The following is an 18,463-nucleotide window of genomic DNA, read 5'->3' on the forward strand; positions in this document are numbered from 1 at the left end:
AACGAAGGAATCATGGCTACCGAAGGCTTTGTGCGCCGCCCCCGCATCGCACCGCCCCGGGCACCCGGCGGCGAGGTCGCGCTGACCGCTCCGCCGGAGATCGCGCGCGCACTGCCCGCGCCGCTGATGATGAAGCTGATGCCCGTCGTCATGGTGGTCGCGGTGGTCGGCATGATCGCCATGATGGCGATGATGGGCCGCAACATGCTGGCCAATCCGTTCATGATGATGTTCCCGATGATGATGCTCATGTCGATGGTCGGCATGATGGCGGGCTTCCGGGGCGGCGGTCCCAAGCGCGCGGTCGAGCTCAACGAGGAACGCAAGGACTACTTCCGTTACCTGGACCAGGTCCGAAAAGACGTGCGGCGCACCGGCGGCAAGCAACTGGAGACGCTGCGGTGGAGTCATCCCGAACCCGCCGACCTGCCCTCCATGATCGGGACGCGGCGGATGTGGGAACGCAGGCCCAACGACCCGGATTTCGGGCACGTGCGCGTCGGGGTCGGCAGCCACCGGTTGGCCACCAAACTGGCGCGCCCGGAGACGGGGCCGCTGGAGGATCTGGAACCGGTGTCCACCGTGGCGCTGCGCCGCTTCGTGCGCACCCACTCGGTGGTGCATCGGCTGCCGACCGCGGTGTCGCTGCGCGCGTTCCCCGCGATCAACATCAGCGGTCCCACCGAGGACGCGCACATGCTGGTGCGGGCGATGCTGATGGAGCTGGTCACCTTCCACGGCCCCGACCATCTCGCGGTCGCGATCGTCTGCGCCGACCCCGACGGTCCTGCCTGGTCCTGGGCGAAATGGCTGCCGCAGCTGCAACATCCGACCCAGCGCGACGGCATGGGCTCGGCGCGGATGATGTACCACTCGCTCGGCGAGCTGGAGACGGCGCTGGCGGCCGAGCTGCTCGAGCGCGGCCGGTTCATGCGCAACCCGCAGCCGACCCAGGGGCGGCTGCACCTGGTGGTCGTCATCGATGACGGCTACGTCAGCGGCAGCGAACGTCTGGTCAGCGAATCGGGTCTGGATTCGGTGACGGTGCTCGACCTCACCGCACCGGAGGGCGGGCTCGCGGCGCGGCGCGGGCTGCAACTGGTCGCCGCCGACGGCGAGGTGTCGGCACGCAGCGCTGCCGGTGTGGAGAAGTTCGCCACCGCGGACCGGGTGAGCACGGCCGAGGCCGAGTCCTTCGCCCGCTCGCTGGCCAGGTATCGCCTCGCGACGGCGGCGCAGATCGTCAGCCTCGGTGAGGGCACCACGACGGACCCGGGACTGATGGCGTTGCTGAAGATCCCGGACGCGGCCCAGATCGATCCGGCGCGGGTGTGGCGCCCGCGCACGGCCCGGGAGCGGCTGCGGGTGCCGATCGGCATCACCCCCGACGGCACTCCGGTGGAGATCGACATCAAGGAATCGGCCGAGAACGGCATGGGCCCGCACGGTCTGTGCATCGGCGCCACCGGGTCGGGCAAGTCGGAATTCCTGCGTACCCTGGTGCTTTCGCTGGTCACCACGCATTCGCCGGACGCGCTGAACCTGGTGCTCGTCGACTTCAAGGGCGGCGCGACTTTCCTCGGCCTCGACTCGCTGCCGCATGTCGCCGCGGTGATCACCAACCTGGAAGAGGAACTGTCGCTGGTCGATCGCATGAAGGACGCGCTGGCCGGTGAGATGAACCGCCGCCAGGAGCTGCTGCGCTCGGCGGGCAACTACGCCAACGTCACCGACTACGAGAAGGCGCGCGCCGCCGGTGTGCCGCTGGACCCGCTACCCGCCTTGTTCATCGTCGTCGACGAGTTCTCCGAATTGCTCTCGCAGAAGCCGGACTTCGCCGAACTGTTCGTGATGATCGGTCGCCTCGGCCGGTCACTGCACGTGCACCTGCTGCTGGCCTCGCAGCGCTTGGAGGAGAACAAGCTGCGCGGCCTGGAATCGCATCTGTCCTATCGCATCGGCCTGCGCACGTTCTCGGCGAACGAATCGCGCGCGGTGCTCGGCATCACCGACGCCTACCACCTGCCGAGCGTGCCCGGTTCGGGGTATCTGAAGAGCGATGCGTCGGATCCGTTGCGGTTCAACGCGAGTTACGTGTCCGGGCCGTACGTCGCGCCGCAGGGAACGGTGACCGGCGAGGACGGCAGCCCGGTCGCCGGGCACCGTCCCGCGTTGTTCACCGCCTCGCCGGTGGAACTGCCCGAGCCGATCGAGGATGAGACGCAAGCCCAACCGGTGGCCCCGTCGAACCCGCTGCTGGAACTGCCGCCGCCGCCCTCGGCCGCCGGGGCAGTCCCCGGCGCCGACGAGGGCATCCCGGACACGCTGCTGGACGTGGTCGTCAAGCGGCTCACCGGGCACGGCCGCCCGGCGCACGAGGTCTGGCTGCCGCCCCTGGACGAATCCCCCACCGTCGACATGCTGCTGCCGGACCCGGACTGGCGTTCACCGGTCAACCGGCACGGCCAGTTGTGGATGCCGATCGGCGTCATCGACAAGCCGTACGAGCAGCGGCGCGACGTGCTCACCATCAATCTGTCCGGCGCACAGGGCCATGTCGCCGTGGTCGGCGGACCGCAGTCGGGCAAGTCGACGACGCTGCGCACCATCATCATGGCGACCGCGGCCACGCACAGCCCCGAACAGGCGCAGTTCTACTGCCTGGACTTCGGTGGCGGCAGCATGGCGGGCCTGTCCGGGGTGCCGCACGTGGGTTCGGTGGCCGGTCGCCTCGACAGCGACCGGGTGCGCCGCACCGTCGCCGAGCTCACCACGCTGATGCGTCAGCGCGAGGAGCGGTTCGCCGCACTGGGCATCGAGTCGATGGCCGAGTTCCGGCGCCGCAAGTTCACCGATGACCAGCGCGTTCCCGACGGCACCTCCGGAGGGGGAAACCCGTTGGCCGACGACAAGTTCGGCGACGTGTTCCTGGTAATCGACGGCTGGGCGGCGATCCGCGAAGAGTTCGACGTGCTGGAACCGCAGATCAACGCCATCGCCGCGCAGGGTTTGTCGTTCGGCGTCCACCTGATGATCGCCGCCTCGCGCTGGGCCGAGATCCGCCCGGTGGTCAAGGACCAGATCGGCACCCGCCTCGAGCTGCGGCTCGGCGATCCGTCGGACTCGGAGATGGGCAGGCGCACCGCGCACCAGGTTCCGGTCGGGCGCCCCGGCCGCGGTATGACACCCGACCAGCTGCACATGCTGATCGCATTGCCGCGCCTGGATTCCGACTCCGATCCGGGCAGCATGGCCGAAGGCGTCGCCGGAGCGCGCACCGAACTCGAGCAGCTGTACCCGAACCGCCGCGCGCCGGAAGTACGCATGCTGCCTCTGCGGTTCGGCAGGGACGAGCTGTTGGCCTCCGCGCGAGCCCAGGGGATCGAGCTCGGCCCCACCCGGGTCGTCGTCGGGCTCGGCGAGTCCGAATTGCAGCCGCTGGTCCTGGATTTCGGTGCCGAGCCGCACTTCATGGCGTTCGCCGACGTGGAATGCGGCAAGACCACCCTGCTGCGCAACATCGTGATGGGCGTGGTCGAGCAGTCGACCACCGAGCAGGCCAGAATCATCATGATCGACTACCGCCGCACCATGCTCGGCGTGGTCGAGGGCGACCACCTGGCCGGATACTCCACCTCGTCGCAGACCTGCGGTCCGATGCTCCAGGAGGTGGCCGGATATCTGGCCAAACGGATCCCCGGTTCGGACATCACGCCACAGCAGTTGCGGGAACGCAGTTGGTGGAGCGGCCCGGAGATCTACATCGTGGTCGACGACTACGACATGGTGGTGACCGGCAGCGGCATGAACCCGTTCGCGCCGCTGCTGGAATATCTGCCGCAGGCCCGCGACATCGGCATGCACCTCGTCGTCACGCGCCGCAGCGGCGGCGTGTCCCGTGCGCTGTACGACCCGGTCCTGGGCACCATGAAGAACCTGTCGGTGGAGACGCTGATCATGAGCGGGTCGCGGGACGAGGGCAAGCTGATGGGCGACGTGCGGCCGAGCAAGTTGCCGCCCGGCCGCGGAACCCTGGTGTCGCGCAGCCGAGGGATCGAGATGGTGCACATCGCGCACCTGCCGCCGGTCTGACCGGCGCGCGGTCGGGTACCTCCTGCGGGCGTCGGAACCCGTACTGCTGCATCGTCTACTCACGATCCGCTGTGGCGGGCGTCAGTTGTTCGGCTGCGGTGGTCGCAACATCGCCGAGGCAGCCGAGCGCACGACCGCCGGGACCGGAACGGGCAGTTCGGGCTCCCAGCTGTCGACCCGTCGCTCGAACAGCGCGCGCGACGGACCCAGCACGAGCGGCCCCGCGACGCGGACCATCCGGAATCCCGCCGAGCGATAGTAGTCGTGCAGGTCGGTATTGGTGGTCCAGGCGTCCAGCCGCACCCACCCGCGTTGCTGGTGGCGGGCAAGCATTCCCGCGTGGGCGAGCATGCGATGGCCCACGCGCTGGCCCGCGAAGCGCAGGTCGACGATCATGAAATGGACGATCACCGAATCGTCGAGTTCCCACCGCGACCACAGACCGGCATCGGCGCGGTCGTTGACCGTGATGGTCCCCGCGGGCTCGCCCGCGACCTCGGCGATCCAGGTCTCGCCCGCGTCCAGCGAGTGTCCGACGGCGCGGGCGAAGATCTCGATGGGCAGGCCGCGCCCGGCGACCGTCCACTGGTCGGACCCACGCGCGGTGAGCCACGCCGTGCGCTGCACGCGCAGACGGCAGATCATGCCGAGATCGCCCACTGTTGCCTGACGGAGCGCGATCGTCATGGGGCTAGGCCGGACCGGACCCGGGCGAGTCGGCGAGCGTGGTCCGGATGACCGCGGTGCCTTCGGCGTCGCCGAGCTCGTAGGCGAGGCGGTTGCCGGTGGCGAGCGAGCGATGCCGGGTGGCCCGGGTGACTCGGGTGTGGGTCGCCCCGATGCGCAGATGATCGAGCAGGATGGTGCCGGTGGCGACGCCGAGCACCAGGGCTTCCTCCGCGTTCGCGGGCCGGGCGACCAGCGTGTCGCGGTGCGCGGTCTCGGCATGGCCGCGGTCGGCGAGGCGGCGGGTGGTGCCCTCCGGAATGTCGTGCGGGGAGTCGATTCCCGTGGCCTCGGCCAGATCCCGAGGATAGAAGCTGACCTCCCACGACCACGGTTCGTTGTCGAGATACTGGACCACGGTCCTGGCCAGCACCCAGGAATCCGGGGGGACACCCAGCCAAGACGCGACCTCGGGACTGGCCGGCTCCATCTTCGCGCTGAACTCCTTCGACGGCTCCCGGTTCGCGGCCCGCGCGATCTCCACGAAGATGTCGTGCGGGGTCTGCGGCCGGTCGGGGCGGATAGAGTCGGTCACAACGGATTCGAGCACTTCTTGGTTTCGAACGATCGTCCCGCGGGAAGTAGCTGTATAGACCAGATTTTCGGTCACCAGAACCTGGATCGCGTTGCGAGCGGTGGTGATCGAGACCTGCATTTGATCGGCGAGCTCGGAATGACTGGGCAGACGATCGCCCGGCTTCCACTTGGCTGCGCGGATCTCCTCGCGGAGGAGGTCTGCGATCCGGTGATACGTCGGACCGTCCGCCATCTTGCTCCTCGGTTGGTCGTGCAGGTAACGAAGTGTACTCTTCGTGACTCCCTACGGCCGGGTAACGCTTGACAGGGGCCTTCAGAGGTTTATTGTAATGAACGTCCTGATCCGGTGTTGTGCGGCGATGACGGCGAGGCAACGTGGCAGGTTCGGATACAACGGTCGTAATGGCCCCCCCAGGCACATCCAGGTGTGTCGATCCTTCGGTGCGCTCTTCGGCATCGGGATTGCTTCCCACGTCCGACCTATTGGTTCGGGCGTGTCGCGGGCACCGCGTGGTCGGTGGTCCGCTTCTGTGGTTCGCTCGTGATCTGGCAGTGCTACATGAGCGCCGCTTGGTCGGCCGCGGTGGTTCGGTGGACACCGCCGTGGCGGTGATCCGCGAAATCGAGCGTCGCAGAGTCGAATTGGTGATGGCCATCGACGACTGGGTGATGCGCAGCGTGCCGCAGCATCGGCTCGGCGCCACGTTGCACACCGAAACGGTGGGTGCGGTGATCGACCGCCTCGCCGAGTCGTCCGTGCGCGCGCACCACGCCTTGATGACTCTCGACGCACACGACGAGTTGTTGCACAACGCGTGGCACCATCTCGCCGAACTCGCGGACGCCTACGACGATCTCGTGCGCGACGTCATGGCGGGCAGGCGGCGTCTGCCCGAGTGGTGAGCGGCTGATCCGCTCGCCCTTGCCCGCCGGGCCACGGCCCGGCGGGTGTCAGGGACGGTACCGGCGGTGATCGGTGGCGAAGTCGTCGGCGACGGTCGCGGCCAGTTCGACGTAGGCCCGCTTGGTCTGCTTGTGCAGCCGGTGCAGATCGATCTCGGCGCCCTCGGACATGTGCGCGTCGAACGGGATGATGTGCACGGCGCGGCACCGGGACAGGAAGTACTCCCGTAGCTGCTGGATACCGACATTCGGCGATCCGGCCCGCGGCGAGTTGATCACCACCACCGCGTTGCGCACCAAGTGGTCGTGCCCGTGCAGCGACAACCAGTCCAAAGTCGCTGCGGCACTGCGGGCTCCGTCGATCGCGGGGGAGGAGATCAGCACCAGCGAGTGCGCCAGATCCAGCACACCGGACATGGCCGAATGCATCAGTCCGGTACCGCAGTCGGTGAGGATGATGTTGTAGAACCGCTGCAGGATCCGGGCGACCGCGCGGTACTCCTCTTCGCTGAATGCCTCCGACGCGGCCGGATCACGTTCGCTGGCCAGCACTTCCAAGCGGCTCGTTGCCTGCGAGGTGTGCCTGCGCACGTCCGAATAGCGCTGGATGGACGAGTCGAGGAGCAGATCGCGCACGGTGGACCTGGTCTGCAACGGCACCCGCTGCGACAGCGTGCCGAAGTCGGGATTGGCGTCCACCGCGATCACCCGGTCGCCCCGGATGGAGGCGAAGATCGAGCCGATACCCATTGTGGTGGTGGTCTTTCCGACACCGCCCTTGAGCGAGAGCACCGCGATCCGGTAGTCACCGCGCACCGGCTGCCTGATCCGCGCGACCAGTTCCTGCAGCCTGCGTTCCTCGGCGGACATACCGGGGTTGATCGCGCCGCCGGACACATGATGCACGGCCTTGCGCCACCCGGATCCGGGCGCGCGCTTGGCCCGGCGCATCGGCACGTTGTCCAGTGAAGGCTGGAACTGGCCGCCCGGCTGCTGGGCCTGCGGTTGCGCGTAGCCCGGCGGCGTGCCCCACTGCTGACCGCCTGGTTGCCCGTAGTTCTGGGGTTCGGGGTGCTGCGGTGGTGGCGCGGAATGCGGTGCTACCTGACCGGATTCGGGCGCGGAGTTCCGCTCGGCGACGCTGCGCCACTGGTCCGCGGGCTGCTCGACGGGAGCGGGACCGCCGGCGAACTGAGCCGGACGGCCATCGGGGCCGATCGCTGCTGCGCCCGGGTGTCCCGTGGTGGCCCACTGGTCGGACGGGGCCTGCGTTTCGGAACCCGGCGCCTGCCCGCCCGCGAACTGCGGTGAGAATCCGGCGTGCTCGCCGCTCGCGGCGTACGGAGCGGGCCGCGGAATGCCCGGCTCGTTGTGGGCGGGGGCGGGCCGCTGTTGAGGTACCGGTACCTGGTCGAAATCCGGTGTCGGCGCGGCGGATGCCGGAGGATCGACCGGCGCGTTCGGCTCGGCAGGCAGCCGGTGTCGTCCACCGATCGGTCGCGCGGCCGCGCCACCGGCTACGGCGGCGGCGGTCCAGCCCGACGCCGCGCCGGGATCCCGTTGCGACTCGAGCGGATTCGCCGGCACGGCAGGGAAGGGCTGTCCGGAGGCTTGGGTGGGCTGCACAGCAGCCGGTCCACCCGCGGCAAAGGCGTTGCCGGGTACGGGCGGCACCGGACCGACCCCGCTCTGTCCTGCCTGCGGACCGGGCGTGGATGCAGCGGCAGGCGTTCCGGTAGCGCCGCTCTCCGTCGGCCGAGCGGCCGACGTCGATCGCTGTTCCTGCGCCGGGTCGGTGGGCGTCTGAACACCCTGGGCCGCAGTCGCGTTCGGCGCGAGTGGAAGTCCGGGTGCGCTGGGCCGAGCTGCCTGCTCCGGCGCGGTGTGACCGAGCCAGGGCGGGGGACCGTCCCCGCCGCGGGGCGACAGGCGCTGCTCGTCGTGCGACGGTGTCTGCGTGCCGGTTACACCCCGGTCCGGCCGCTCGTGAGGCGCGGGCGGGTCGGGCAGCGGCGGGAGACGGCGCGGCGCACCCGTCGTGGATGCCTCGGCGTCCTCGGGCCGTGGTCCGGCGAGCCAAGGCGGCGGACCCTCGGTGCCGGTGCCGGTGCCGGTGCCGGTCGCGGGATCGGTCGGCGTCGCGGGCTGATCGTGCCGAGCCGGTGCTGGGGCGTCCCCGGCCTGCGGCGCGGCAGAACCGGCATCGGACCCCGCGGACGGTTCATCCGGACCGAAGGCGGCCGGCCACGGTTGACCGAAGGCGAGTCGACCGCCCGCTTCGGGCGTGGGGCCCGCGTCCGTGGGCTGTGCCTCGATCGACGGCGTGATTCCGGTGGCTCCCGGAGTGGGCCGGTGACCGGACGCCACATCTGCCGACGCGTCCGGGGCGGCTTGGTGGCTTCCCGCCTGCCGGACCGCACCGTCGCTGCCGACAGCCGGGCTTTCGCTGCTGGGCGCGGCGGGATCGTGGTGCTCCCGTGCCCGGTCGTCGATCGGGATTCCCGAGTGCTCCCCGGCCGGAGTCGAACCCGTGCCGGTCGGCAGGTCACTCCCTTGCGCCGCCGCGTGGGCCGGGCCGGTGGTGGCCGATGGTACGGCGCCGGTGCGGGCTGCCGGATCGGCGCCGGTCGACGGCGCGGCGGTCGGCGACGTCGAGTCCGTGCTCTGTCGCGCCGCCGGATCGGTGCCCGGCGCGGGTGCGGTGGGTTGTCCGCCGTGGGGCGGTTGCGCGGACCTGTCACCGGCGGTCGGCGCCGCGGTGTCGGCACCCGCAAGCCATCCCGGATTCGGGCTCGTCGGCGGTGCGACGGGCTGGCCACTGCTGGGCGGCGAGGTCTGCTGCCCGGGCGGAAGCGTGCCCGGCCACTGGCTCGGGCGCACCGCCGACAGCGCGGCGTCGAGCCGAGGGTTACCGGTGGACGGCCACCCGCCGGGTTGCGGAGCGAACGGCGGTCGGCCGGTCCCGGTGGCCTGGCCGGGGCCGCTCTCACTCTGCGGCGACCGGGCGGGTTCCTCGTGCGGGGCCGGGGCCGGTCGCTCCTCGACCGCTTGCCGGGGTGGGTCGGGCAGCGGCGGTGGGGGCGGCAGATCGGGCCTGCGGTGCTGCGCGGGCGCATGCTGAGCACCGGGCTGCTCCGCGACCCTGCTGCCCAGCGGCTGGAACCCGGGTGAGGGTTGCGAGGGGTTGCGGGTGGGCAGGCTGGACTGCGGAAGGGCGTTGCGCTGGGGCGGCGCCGCCCAAGCGCTGTCCTGCGCAGGCGGCGCGCTTTCCTGAACGGGCGGGGTGTGGTCGTAGCCGGGCTGCTGCCCCCAGGCGGCGGGCGGATGCTGACCGGGCACGTCCGGCCCGGGTGCGCGGCCGGTCTCGCTCGGCCTTCGGTCGTCCTCGGCGGGCCCCTCGTGCTTGTCCCTGCGCCAGCCCTTGCGGCGCTTCTCGGGACGCGCGGCCTCCGGGCGGTCCGCTTCGGGGGACCGGTTCTTGAACCGGCCGCGTCTGCGGCCGGAGGATTCCTCGATCAGTTCGTCGTGCGGGAGATTCTGTACCGGCGCCTCGTACCCGCTCTGGGTGACCTCGCTCTCGGACAGCCACGGCGGCAGCATCGGCAGGCCGTCGTTACTACGGCTCACGACGTCCCCTCGCTGCCGCTCGGCTCCGTCGTGTGCGTACTGCCGCTCGGCTGGGTCCTGGTGCGGGGTGCTCTGCCGGTGACTCGCTCGCTACGCTTACTCACGGCCTCGCCTCCCTGCCGCTAGCTTCGGCCGTGACCAAGGGCGCCGCGCCGGTGCCTCGCTCGCTTCGCCGGCTCACGCATCCCCCTCGATCTGTCGACCCAAATACCTGGACAGCGGCCAGTTTACGCGACAACCCGCCGTCGTCGTGGCCCAGGACCGGACCCCCGCCACAGGTGGGAAGGCGGCTGCGAAACCCCTGGCGACGCGGGTATACAGGGAGGCATTTTTGCCCGATCCGGAACTGATCGGTAAGCTGGAGCGGCGGTGCACCTATGCGCCGCCTGTTCGTGTGCGAGCGGTCCGCTCCAGCGGCCGGTCGATCCGGGCAGACCAGGCAAACAAACCAGGTTGAGCGTAACCGGGATCGCGGAGGACATGGCGAAGAAGGACGGGGCCATCGAGGTCGAGGGTCGAGTTGTCGAGCCGCTGCCCAATGCGATGTTCCGGATCGAGCTCGAGAACGGGCACAAGGTTCTCGCGCACATCAGCGGGAAGATGCGGCAGCACTACATTCGTATCCTCCCCGAAGACCGTGTGGTCGTCGAGCTCTCGCCCTACGACCTGTCGCGCGGCCGGATCGTGTACCGCTACAAGTGATCGCGCCCGCTGCGATCGGGTCGGTGCGGACCGGCAGCTCCGGCGTGAGCCGGGGCCGAGTCGAAAGACTCACTACAGAGCTTCCCCAGTCGCCGACTGGGGAAAAACTGTGTTCACACCCCTGTGAACCACAACAGATTGGACGGACGTGAAGGTTCAGCCGAGCGTCAAGAAGATCTGCGAGAAGTGCAAGGTGATCCGCCGTCACGGCCGGGTCATGGTGATCTGCGACAACCTGCGCCACAAGCAGCGCCAGGGCTGAGCGGAGGCGAGGGAGACCTCGTCCCCACCCGCCCGAGGCTTGCCGAAGGCGCCGCTCGACGCGACACCAGCCAAGCACCGAACCGCAGTTCGGATTGGCAAGAAGAACTCCCAGCACCAGCCGCACGCTGCGGAAATCAGGGTTCGCCCTGGGCGTGCGCGCCTACCACCGGTTCGGAGGCCGGTGCCCCACCAAGACGAGGGGACGGACAGGGAGCAGACCTCCGCAACGATTAAGGAAACTGCCAGATGGCACGTCTCATGGGCGTCGACCTCCCGCGCGAGAAGCGCATGGAGATCGCACTGACCTACATTTTCGGCATTGGCCGTACCCGCTCCCAGGAGATCCTCGAGGCCACCGGCGTCAGCCCGGACCTGCGTTCGAAGGATCTCAGCGACGACGATCTGACGAAGCTGCGTGACTACATCGAGGCTTCGGAGTTCAAGGTCGAGGGTGACCTGCGCCGCGAGGTGCAGGCCGATATTCGCCGCAAGATCGAGATCGGCTGCTACCAGGGCCTGCGCCACCGTCGTGGCCTGCCCGTCCGTGGCCAGCGCACCAAGACCAACGCGCGCACCCGCAAGGGCCCGAAGCGCACCGTCGCCGGCAAGAAGAAGTAGGGATAACCGATGCCTCCGAAGTCCCGGGCCTCCGGCCCCAAGAAGACCCAGAAGTCGCGTCGCCGGGAAAAGAAGAACGTCCCGCACGGCCACGCGCACATCAAGAGCACGTTCAACAACACGATCGTGTCGATCACCGACCCGAACGGCAACGTCATCTCCTGGGCGTCGTCGGGTCACGTCGGCTTCAAGGGTTCGCGCAAGTCGACCCCGTTCGCCGCGCAGCTCGCCGCCGAGAACGCCGCCCGCAAGGCGCAGGAGAACGGCGTCAAGAAGGTCGACGTGTTCGTGAAGGGCCCCGGTTCGGGCCGCGAGACCGCGATCCGCTCGCTGCAGGCCGCGGGCCTCGAGGTGGGCACGATCTCCGATGTCACCCCGCAGCCCCACAACGGCTGCCGTCCGCCCAAGCGGCGTCGCGTCTAGCGGGAAAGGAATAGCGAACAATGGCTCGTTACACAGGCCCTATCACCCGCAAGTCGCGTCGTCTGCGCGTCGACCTCGTCGGAGGCGACCAGGCGTTCGAGCGTCGCCCCTACCCGCCCGGCCAGCACGGCCGCGCGCGGATCAAGGAGAGCGAGTACCTGCTCCAGCTGCAGGAGAAGCAGAAGGCCCGCTTCTCCTACGGCGTCATGGAGAAGCAGTTCCGCCGGTACTACGAGGAGGCCAACCGCCTCAAGGGCAAGACCGGTGACAACCTGCTGCGTCTGCTCGAGACCCGGCTGGACAACGTGGTGTACCGCGCCGGTCTGGCCCGTACCCGCAGGCAGGCCCGCCAGCTGGTCTCCCACGGCCACTTCCTGGTGAACAACAAGAAGGTGGACGTTCCCAGCTTCCAGGTCACCCAGTACGACATCATCGATGTCAAGGAGAAGTCGCTGGGCACCCTGCCGTTCCAGGTGGCGCGCGAGACCGTCGGCGACCGCCCGGTTCCGGGCTGGCTGCAGGTGATCCCGGGCCGGCTGCGGATCCTGGTCCACCAGTTGCCCGAGCGCGCCCAGATCGATGTGCCACTGCAGGAACAGCTGATCGTCGAGTACTACTCGAAGTAACACGGCACACGTGCTGCTGGTGCGTGGTCGCTCTGGATGGGCGGCCACGCACAACCCCTGAGACGAGGCGTCAAATAGCGGGCGCCCAAAAAGGAGGATGATCCAAATGCTGATTTCACAGCGTCCGACGCTGACCGAAGAGGTCGTCGCCGAGAACCGCTCGAAGTTCACCATCGAACCGCTCGAGCCGGGCTTCGGTTACACCCTCGGCAACTCGCTGCGGCGTACCCTGCTGTCCTCGATTCCGGGGGCCGCGGTCACGAGCATCCGCATCGACGGCGTCCTGCACGAGTTCACCACCGTTCCCGGCGTGAAGGAGGATGTCACCGACATCATCCTGAACCTCAAGGGTCTGGTCGTGTCCTCGGAGGAGGACGAGCCGGTCACGATGTACGTGCGCAAGCAGGGCCCGGGCACCGTCACCGCCGGTGACATCGTCCCGCCCAGCGGCGTCGTGGTGCACAACCCGGACATGCACATCGCGACCTTGAACGACAAGGGCAAGCTGGAGATCGAGCTCGTCGTCGAGCGCGGTCGCGGCTACGTCCCCGCCGTGCAGAACAAGGCCTCCGGTGCGGAAATCGGCCGGATCCCGGTGGATTCGATCTACTCGCCGGTGCTCAAGGTGACCTACAAAGTCGAGGCCACCCGCGTCGAGCAGCGCACCGACTTCGACCGGCTCATCCTGGACGTGGAGACCAAGAACTCCATCAGCGCGCGGGACGCGCTCGCCTCGGCGGGCAAGACCCTGGTCGAGCTCTTCGGCCTGGCCCGTGAGCTGAACGTCGAAGCCGAAGGCATCGAGATCGGCCCCTCGCCGGCCGAGGCGGATCACATCGCCTCGTTCGGTCTGCCGATCGAGGACCTGGACCTCACCGTCCGGTCCTACAACTGCCTCAAGCGCGAGGGTGTGCACACCGTGGGCGAGTTGGTGGCCCGCACCGAGTCGGATCTGCTGGACATTCGCAACTTCGGCCAGAAGTCCATCGACGAGGTCAAGGTCAAGCTGCACGCGCTCGGCCTCTCGCTGAAGGACAGCCCGGCGTCGTTCGATCCGTCCAGCGTGGTCGGCTACGACGCGAGCACCGGCACGTGGAGCGACAGCGGCACGTTCAGTGACACCGATGGCGGCGAGCAGGACTACGCCGAGACCGAACAGCTCTAGGCCGCCGGGGTAGGCGCCCCGGCCGGCCTCGTACCCGCGGCGTGAGCGACGCGCCCGGAGGCGGTAGCAGAGCGTAACCACGCAGGGCGCCGGGAGCGCCGCAAAAGACACACAGGAGAACACCACAATGCCCAAGCCCAAGAAGGGTGCCCGCTTCGGTGGGTCGGCGTCGCACCAGAAGGCGATCTTCGCCAATCTGGCGACGGCGCTCTTCGAGCACGGCCGGATCACCACCACCGAGGCCAAGGCCAAGGCCGTGCGCCCCTACGCGGAGAAGCTGATCACCAAGGCGAAGGGCGGCACTCTCGCCGACCGTCGCGAGGTGCTGCGGGTCATCCGCAACAAGGACGTCGTGCACGAACTGTTCGCGCAGATCGGCCCGTCGTTCGAGGGACGCGAGGGTGGCTACACCCGCATCACCAAGACGCTGCCGCGTAAGGGTGACAACGCGCCGATGGCGATCATCGAGCTGGTCCGGGAGAAGACCGTGACCAACGAGGCCGATCGCGCCCGTCGCGTGGCCGCGTCGAAGAAGGCGGAGGAGACTCCGGCCGCCGAGGTCGTCGAGGAGAAGGCCGAAGCGGCCGACACCGAGACCGCCGAGGCCGAGGCTCCTGCTGCCGACGAGGCTGCCGAGGACAAGAAGGACGCCTGACGCTGAGCGTCGGAGTTCGCGTACGAGCCCGCCACCCGCACTGGGTCGGCGGGCTCGTTCGTTTCGACCAGAGGATCATGTGACCGTGGAGGAATCGGTGGGATCGAGTGCGGACCGGCCGCGCGAGGGCGAGCCCGGGACCGGGGTGTCGCGGGTGCGGCTGGACATCGCCTACGACGGCACGGATTTCATCGGCTGGGCACGTCAACCGGGGCTGCGCACCGTGCAGGGAGTGCTGGAGGACTCGCTGAGCAAGGTGTTCCGCGAGCCGATCCAGCTGACCGTGGCGGGTCGAACGGACGCGGGTGTCCACGCGGAGGCGCAGGTCGCGCATTTCGACACCGCCGGGGACCTGGATGCGGGAAAACTGGTGCACCGGATGGCGCGATTCCTGCCGAAGGACGTGCGGATCAAGGACGCGCGCCTGGCCGCGCCCGAGTTCGACGCCCGGTTCTCCGCTGTCCGCCGCCACTATGCTTATCGACTGACCACCGCGCCGTACGGAGCGGAGCCGCTGCAAGCCCGTAGTGTGGTCGCCTGCCGGTCCGGCGTCGATGTCGAGGCCATGCGCGCTGCTGCGCGAAAACTGCTGGGGCTGCACGATTTCGCCGCGTTCTGCCGACGCAGAGAGGGCGCGACGACGGTTCGCGAGTTGCAGCGCTTCGACTGGGCGCGCGATGGCGACCTGCTCGTGGCCTACGTCAGCGCCGACGCGTTCTGCTGGTCGATGGTCCGCAGTCTGGTCGGCGCGGTCCTCGCCGTCGGCGAGGGGCGACGCACTGTGGAATGGGTCGCCGACCTGTTGCGGGAGACGGAGCGCTCCAGCTCGGTCACCGTCGCTCCCGCACACGGCTTGAGCCTGATCGGCGTCGACTATCCGGCCGACGGGGAACTCGCCGCCCGCAACGCGCAGACGCGGGAGATGCGGTCGGTGCCGGTCCCGGACACGGGTTGCTGCGGCGACTGAGACTGTTCCCGGCGCTACCCGCACCGTGCGCGGGGTGCGGGTAGCGACGCGGTCACTTCGAGGACTGCGGGTACTGCTGCTGCGCGCCCTGCTGTTCCTGCTGCGTCGGCGACAACTGTTCGGACTGCCTCGTCTGCGCTTCGATCGTCCTCGGCTCCTGGGACGCCCCGGAGATCTGGATGCGGCGCGGCATGGCGCGCTCCGCGATCGGGATCGTCACCGACAGCACGCCGTTGTTGTAGGTGGCGTTGATGTTGTCGACGTCGACGTTCTCGCCGAGCGACAGCTGGCGCATGAAGGTGCCGGCGAAGCGTTCCGAGGCGATCCACTGGACGCCTTCCTCGCTCGGCACGGTGCGTTGCGCCCGCAGGGTGAGCGTGCCGTTGTCGACGCTGACATCGATCGAGCCGGGGTCGACACCGGGCAGGTCCGCGTTCAGGACGTAGTGATCACCCGCTTTGAACAGATCCATCGGCATGAATCGGGGTGCGCGAGCGGTTCCTGCGCTTTCACCGAGCAATTGCCGGGCGACGGCGTCGATGTCATGGAATGGATCGAATCTGAGCACAGTGATCACCTCCATCTCGCTAGTGGCGACGCCCGCCACGGCGGCGGGCGCCGATAGCTGTGCAATCGCCACGGTAGCCCTCCTCGCTCGGAACGGCATCGACCTGACGGGTCGAAGAAGGCCGGGATCCGCCGAGCCGGAATAGCCGCCCGCAGGCACGTGTTGGCTCGGAACATGGCATTCGACAGTCTCGGACGGTTCGGAGTGTGGCGGGCGTACAACGGGTTCAGCCCGGAGGACGCACGGGAATTGGAGCAGCTGGGGTACGGTGCGCTGTGGTTGGGGGCCTCGCCCCCGGCGGATCTGGCAGTGGTCGAACCGCTGCTGGAGGCGACCGAAACGATCACCGTGGCCACCAGCATCGTGAACATCTGGGCGGCGCCCGCGAAGGAGGTCGCCGACTCGTTCCATCGGATCGAGGCGCGCTTCCCCGGCCGGTTCCTGCTGGGCATCGGCGCGGGCCATCCCGAGCACACCGGTGAGTACCGCAAGCCCTACGACGCGCTGGTCGAGTATCTCGACGACCTCGACGCCGCGGGCGTGCCCGCCGAGCGCCGCGCGGTGGCCGCGCTCGGCCCGCGCGTGCTGAAGCTGGCCGCCGAGCGGTCCCTGGGCGCGCTGCCCTACTTCGTACCCGCCGCGCACACCGCGAAGGCCCGCGAGATCGTCGGCCCGGACGCGCTGCTGGCGACCGAGCACAAGGTGGTGCTGACCGACGACGCCCAAACGGCGCACGCCGTCGCCGACCAGACCGTCGGGTTCTACCTCGGCCTGACCAACTACGTGTCGAACCTGCGCCGGTTCGGTTTCACCGATGCCGACCTCGCCGTCCCGCCCACCGACCGGCTGTTCGACGCCGTGGTCGCGCACGGTACGCCGGAGCGGATCGCCGCCCGGCTGTCCGAGCACCTGGATGCGGGCGCAGGCCACGTCGCGGTGCAGATCCTCGGCGACAACTACCTCCCGGCGCTGCGCACCCTCGCGCCGCTGCTGACCACGCGCTCCTGATCGATTCCGCGCGCACCCCCCGGCCCCCGGCTGCTGCCGGGGGCCGGAGCCGTTCGTGGTGATCGTCCTAAGGGACTGTTAGGAAGCATCGAGAGCCGTTCCGCGAGCTTGTGACTGCCGACACACTGATCTGCGACGACGTGATGAGGCGTCGGAGGAGGAGATCTTGTGACTACGACACAGCCCGTGAATGAGCGCCGGGTGGTCGCGAACGTTCTGCGCGGATCCATCGGCAATCTCGTCGAGTGGTACGACTGGTACGTCTACGCCGCGTTCAGCGTGTACTTCGCGAAGACGTTCTTCCCCGAGAACGATCCGACGGCGCAGCTGTTGTCCACCGCCGCCGTGTTCGCGGTCGGCTTCCTGATGCGCCCGATCGGCGGTTGGGCACTGGGCCGGTACGCCGACCGGTTCGGCAGGCGCTCGGCCCTGACGCTGTCGGTGACCGTCATGGCGGCCGGTTCGCTGATGATCGCGCTGACGCCCGGCTACCAGACCATCGGCCTGGCCGCTCCGGCTCTGCTGCTGGTGGCCCGGCTGCTGCAAGGTCTATCGGTCGGCGGTGAATACGCCACCAGCGCGACGTATCTGTCCGAGGTGGCCTCGGCGGGCAAGCGCGGGTTCTACTCGAGTTTCCAGTACGTGACCCTGGTGGCCGGCCAGCTCGTCGCGCTCGGGGTGCAGATCGTGCTGCAGCAGTTCCTCGACGCCGACCAGATGAACGCCTGGGGCTGGCGAATCCCGTTCGTGATCGGCGCTGCCGGTGCGCTGATCGTGATGTGGCTGCGACGCGGCATGGACGAATCCGAGCAGTTCCGCGCCGAGTCCGGCCGGGCGGCGAAGCAGGACGCGAAGGGCGCGACTTCCGGTGCGCCGCAGTCGCGTGGCTCGCTGCGGATCCTGTTGCAGTACCCCCGGGAATGCCTGCTGGTCGTGGGGTTGACGCTGGGCGGAACCGTCGCGTTCTACACCTATACGACCTACATGCAGAAGTTCATGATCAACACCTCCGGCATTTCCAAGTCCACCGTCGCCTGGATCAACTTCGTCGCGCTGCTGGTCTTCGTGGTGTTGCAGCCGCTGGCGGGCGCGCTGTCGGACCGGGTGGGACGGCGCAAGCTGCTGATCTTCTTCGGCGTGGCGGGCACCCTGTTGACCGTGCCCATCATGACGGTGCTCGCGCGCACCACCGATCCGGTCGCTGCGTGGGGGCTGATGATGGGGGCTCTGGTGATCATCACTGGCTATACCTCGATCAACGCGATCGTGAAGGCCGAGCTTTTCCCGACGAAGATCCGCGCGCTCGGCGTCGGGCTGCCCTACGCCCTGACCGTCGCCATCTTCGGCGGCACCGCGGAGACGATCGCGCTGGCGCTGAAGAAGGCGGGCCACGAGTCGCTGTACTTCTGGTACGTCGCCGGATGCATCGCCATCTCGCTGGTCACCTACTACTTCATGCGGGAGACCTCCGCCTCGTCGACGATCGACGCGGATGAACTCGCCGCGGGCGCCGATACCGGGTCCGGCGCCGCGGCGGCCGAGCCGGGACGGCCGTTGGTCACCCTGCGTGACTGACCGCCCG

The 18,463-nt window shown here is 69.0% G+C and carries 16 protein-coding genes; 12 read left to right on the plus strand and 4 right to left on the minus strand.

Annotated elements, in window-relative coordinates:
* Positions 1–12: 12 nt before the first annotated feature.
* Entirely contained in the window at positions 13–4,092 is a 4,080-nt protein-coding gene (gene eccCa, locus IU450_RS15705) for a type VII secretion protein EccCa (RefSeq protein WP_195150535.1), read from the plus strand.
* A gap of 81 nt (positions 4,093–4,173) precedes the next feature.
* On the opposite strand, the gene IU450_RS15710 is transcribed toward eccCa, so the two are convergent.
* Together IU450_RS15710 and IU450_RS15715 are read right to left on the minus strand one after the other, a co-directional pair.
* Positions 4,174–4,779 (minus strand): GNAT family N-acetyltransferase, encoded by a 606-nt coding sequence (locus tag IU450_RS15710; protein ID WP_195150536.1) that lies wholly within the window; start codon positions 4,777–4,779, stop codon positions 4,174–4,176.
* 4 nt (positions 4,780–4,783) lie between these two features.
* A complete protein-coding gene (locus tag IU450_RS15715) occupies positions 4,784–5,587 on the minus strand; it encodes a GntR family transcriptional regulator (RefSeq protein ID WP_195150537.1) in 804 nt (267 codons plus the stop codon).
* Positions 5,588–5,946: 359 nt separating this feature from the next.
* Here IU450_RS15715 and IU450_RS40925 point away from each other — a divergent pair, with 359 nt between their 5' ends.
* Positions 5,947–6,258, plus strand: a complete 312-nt coding sequence (locus IU450_RS40925) for a DUF4254 domain-containing protein (protein WP_312884886.1) — start codon at positions 5,947–5,949, stop codon at positions 6,256–6,258.
* 48 nt (positions 6,259–6,306) lie between these two features.
* Here the strand turns inward: IU450_RS40925 and IU450_RS40930 are convergent, their stop codons facing one another.
* Entirely contained in the window at positions 6,307–9,885 is a 3,579-nt protein-coding gene (locus IU450_RS40930; RefSeq protein WP_324197689.1) for an AAA family ATPase, read from the minus strand.
* A gap of 480 nt (positions 9,886–10,365) precedes the next feature.
* Here IU450_RS40930 and infA point away from each other — a divergent pair, with 480 nt between their 5' ends.
* The 8 genes from infA (at position 10,366) to truA (ending at position 15,305) form a co-directional block, all read left to right on the plus strand.
* Positions 10,366–10,587, plus strand: coding sequence for a translation initiation factor IF-1 (gene infA / locus IU450_RS15730; protein ID WP_003418601.1), 222 nt, complete (start codon positions 10,366–10,368; stop codon positions 10,585–10,587).
* A 148-nt stretch (positions 10,588–10,735) separates the two neighbouring features.
* Entirely contained in the window at positions 10,736–10,849 is a 114-nt protein-coding gene (rpmJ, locus tag IU450_RS15735; protein ID WP_011207363.1) for a 50S ribosomal protein L36, read from the plus strand.
* A 248-nt stretch (positions 10,850–11,097) separates the two neighbouring features.
* The gene (rpsM, locus tag IU450_RS15740) at positions 11,098–11,469 is read left to right on the plus strand and encodes a 30S ribosomal protein S13 (protein ID WP_043687550.1); all 372 of its coding nucleotides are present in this window, start codon (positions 11,098–11,100) and stop codon (positions 11,467–11,469) included.
* Positions 11,470–11,478: 9 nt separating this feature from the next.
* Positions 11,479–11,892, plus strand: coding sequence for a 30S ribosomal protein S11 (gene rpsK / locus IU450_RS15745; RefSeq protein ID WP_014981768.1), 414 nt, complete (start codon positions 11,479–11,481; stop codon positions 11,890–11,892).
* A 20-nt stretch (positions 11,893–11,912) separates the two neighbouring features.
* A complete protein-coding gene (gene rpsD / locus IU450_RS15750) occupies positions 11,913–12,518 on the plus strand; it encodes a 30S ribosomal protein S4 (protein WP_043719990.1) in 606 nt (201 codons plus the stop codon).
* 106 nt (positions 12,519–12,624) lie between these two features.
* The gene (locus IU450_RS15755) at positions 12,625–13,683 is read left to right on the plus strand and encodes a DNA-directed RNA polymerase subunit alpha (protein WP_039796155.1); all 1,059 of its coding nucleotides are present in this window, start codon (positions 12,625–12,627) and stop codon (positions 13,681–13,683) included.
* Between the two features lie 127 nt (positions 13,684–13,810).
* Positions 13,811–14,338, plus strand: coding sequence for a 50S ribosomal protein L17 (gene rplQ / locus IU450_RS15760; RefSeq protein ID WP_195150539.1), 528 nt, complete (start codon positions 13,811–13,813; stop codon positions 14,336–14,338).
* Between the two features lie 97 nt (positions 14,339–14,435).
* Positions 14,436–15,305: a tRNA pseudouridine(38-40) synthase TruA gene (gene truA / locus IU450_RS15765; RefSeq protein ID WP_324197690.1), complete on the plus strand. Its 870-nt coding sequence runs from the start codon at positions 14,436–14,438 to the stop codon at positions 15,303–15,305.
* A 52-nt stretch (positions 15,306–15,357) separates the two neighbouring features.
* Here the strand turns inward: truA and IU450_RS15770 are convergent, their stop codons facing one another.
* Positions 15,358–15,873: an Hsp20/alpha crystallin family protein gene (locus tag IU450_RS15770; RefSeq protein WP_324197705.1), complete on the minus strand. Its 516-nt coding sequence runs from the start codon at positions 15,871–15,873 to the stop codon at positions 15,358–15,360.
* 174 nt (positions 15,874–16,047) lie between these two features.
* On the opposite strand from IU450_RS15770, the gene IU450_RS15775 reads away from it, so the two are divergent.
* Entirely contained in the window at positions 16,048–16,881 is an 834-nt protein-coding gene (locus tag IU450_RS15775; RefSeq protein ID WP_195150540.1) for an LLM class F420-dependent oxidoreductase, read from the plus strand.
* Positions 16,882–17,049: 168 nt separating this feature from the next.
* On the plus strand, positions 17,050–18,456 hold the full coding sequence (locus IU450_RS15780; protein WP_195150541.1) for an MFS transporter: 1,407 nt from the start codon (positions 17,050–17,052) through the stop codon (positions 18,454–18,456).
* Positions 18,457–18,463 lie beyond the last annotated feature (7 nt).

Origin of the sequence: Nocardia abscessus (genome assembly GCF_015477775.1) — a bacterium.
Classification (GTDB): Bacteria; Actinomycetota; Actinomycetes; order Mycobacteriales; family Mycobacteriaceae; genus Nocardia; species Nocardia abscessus_A.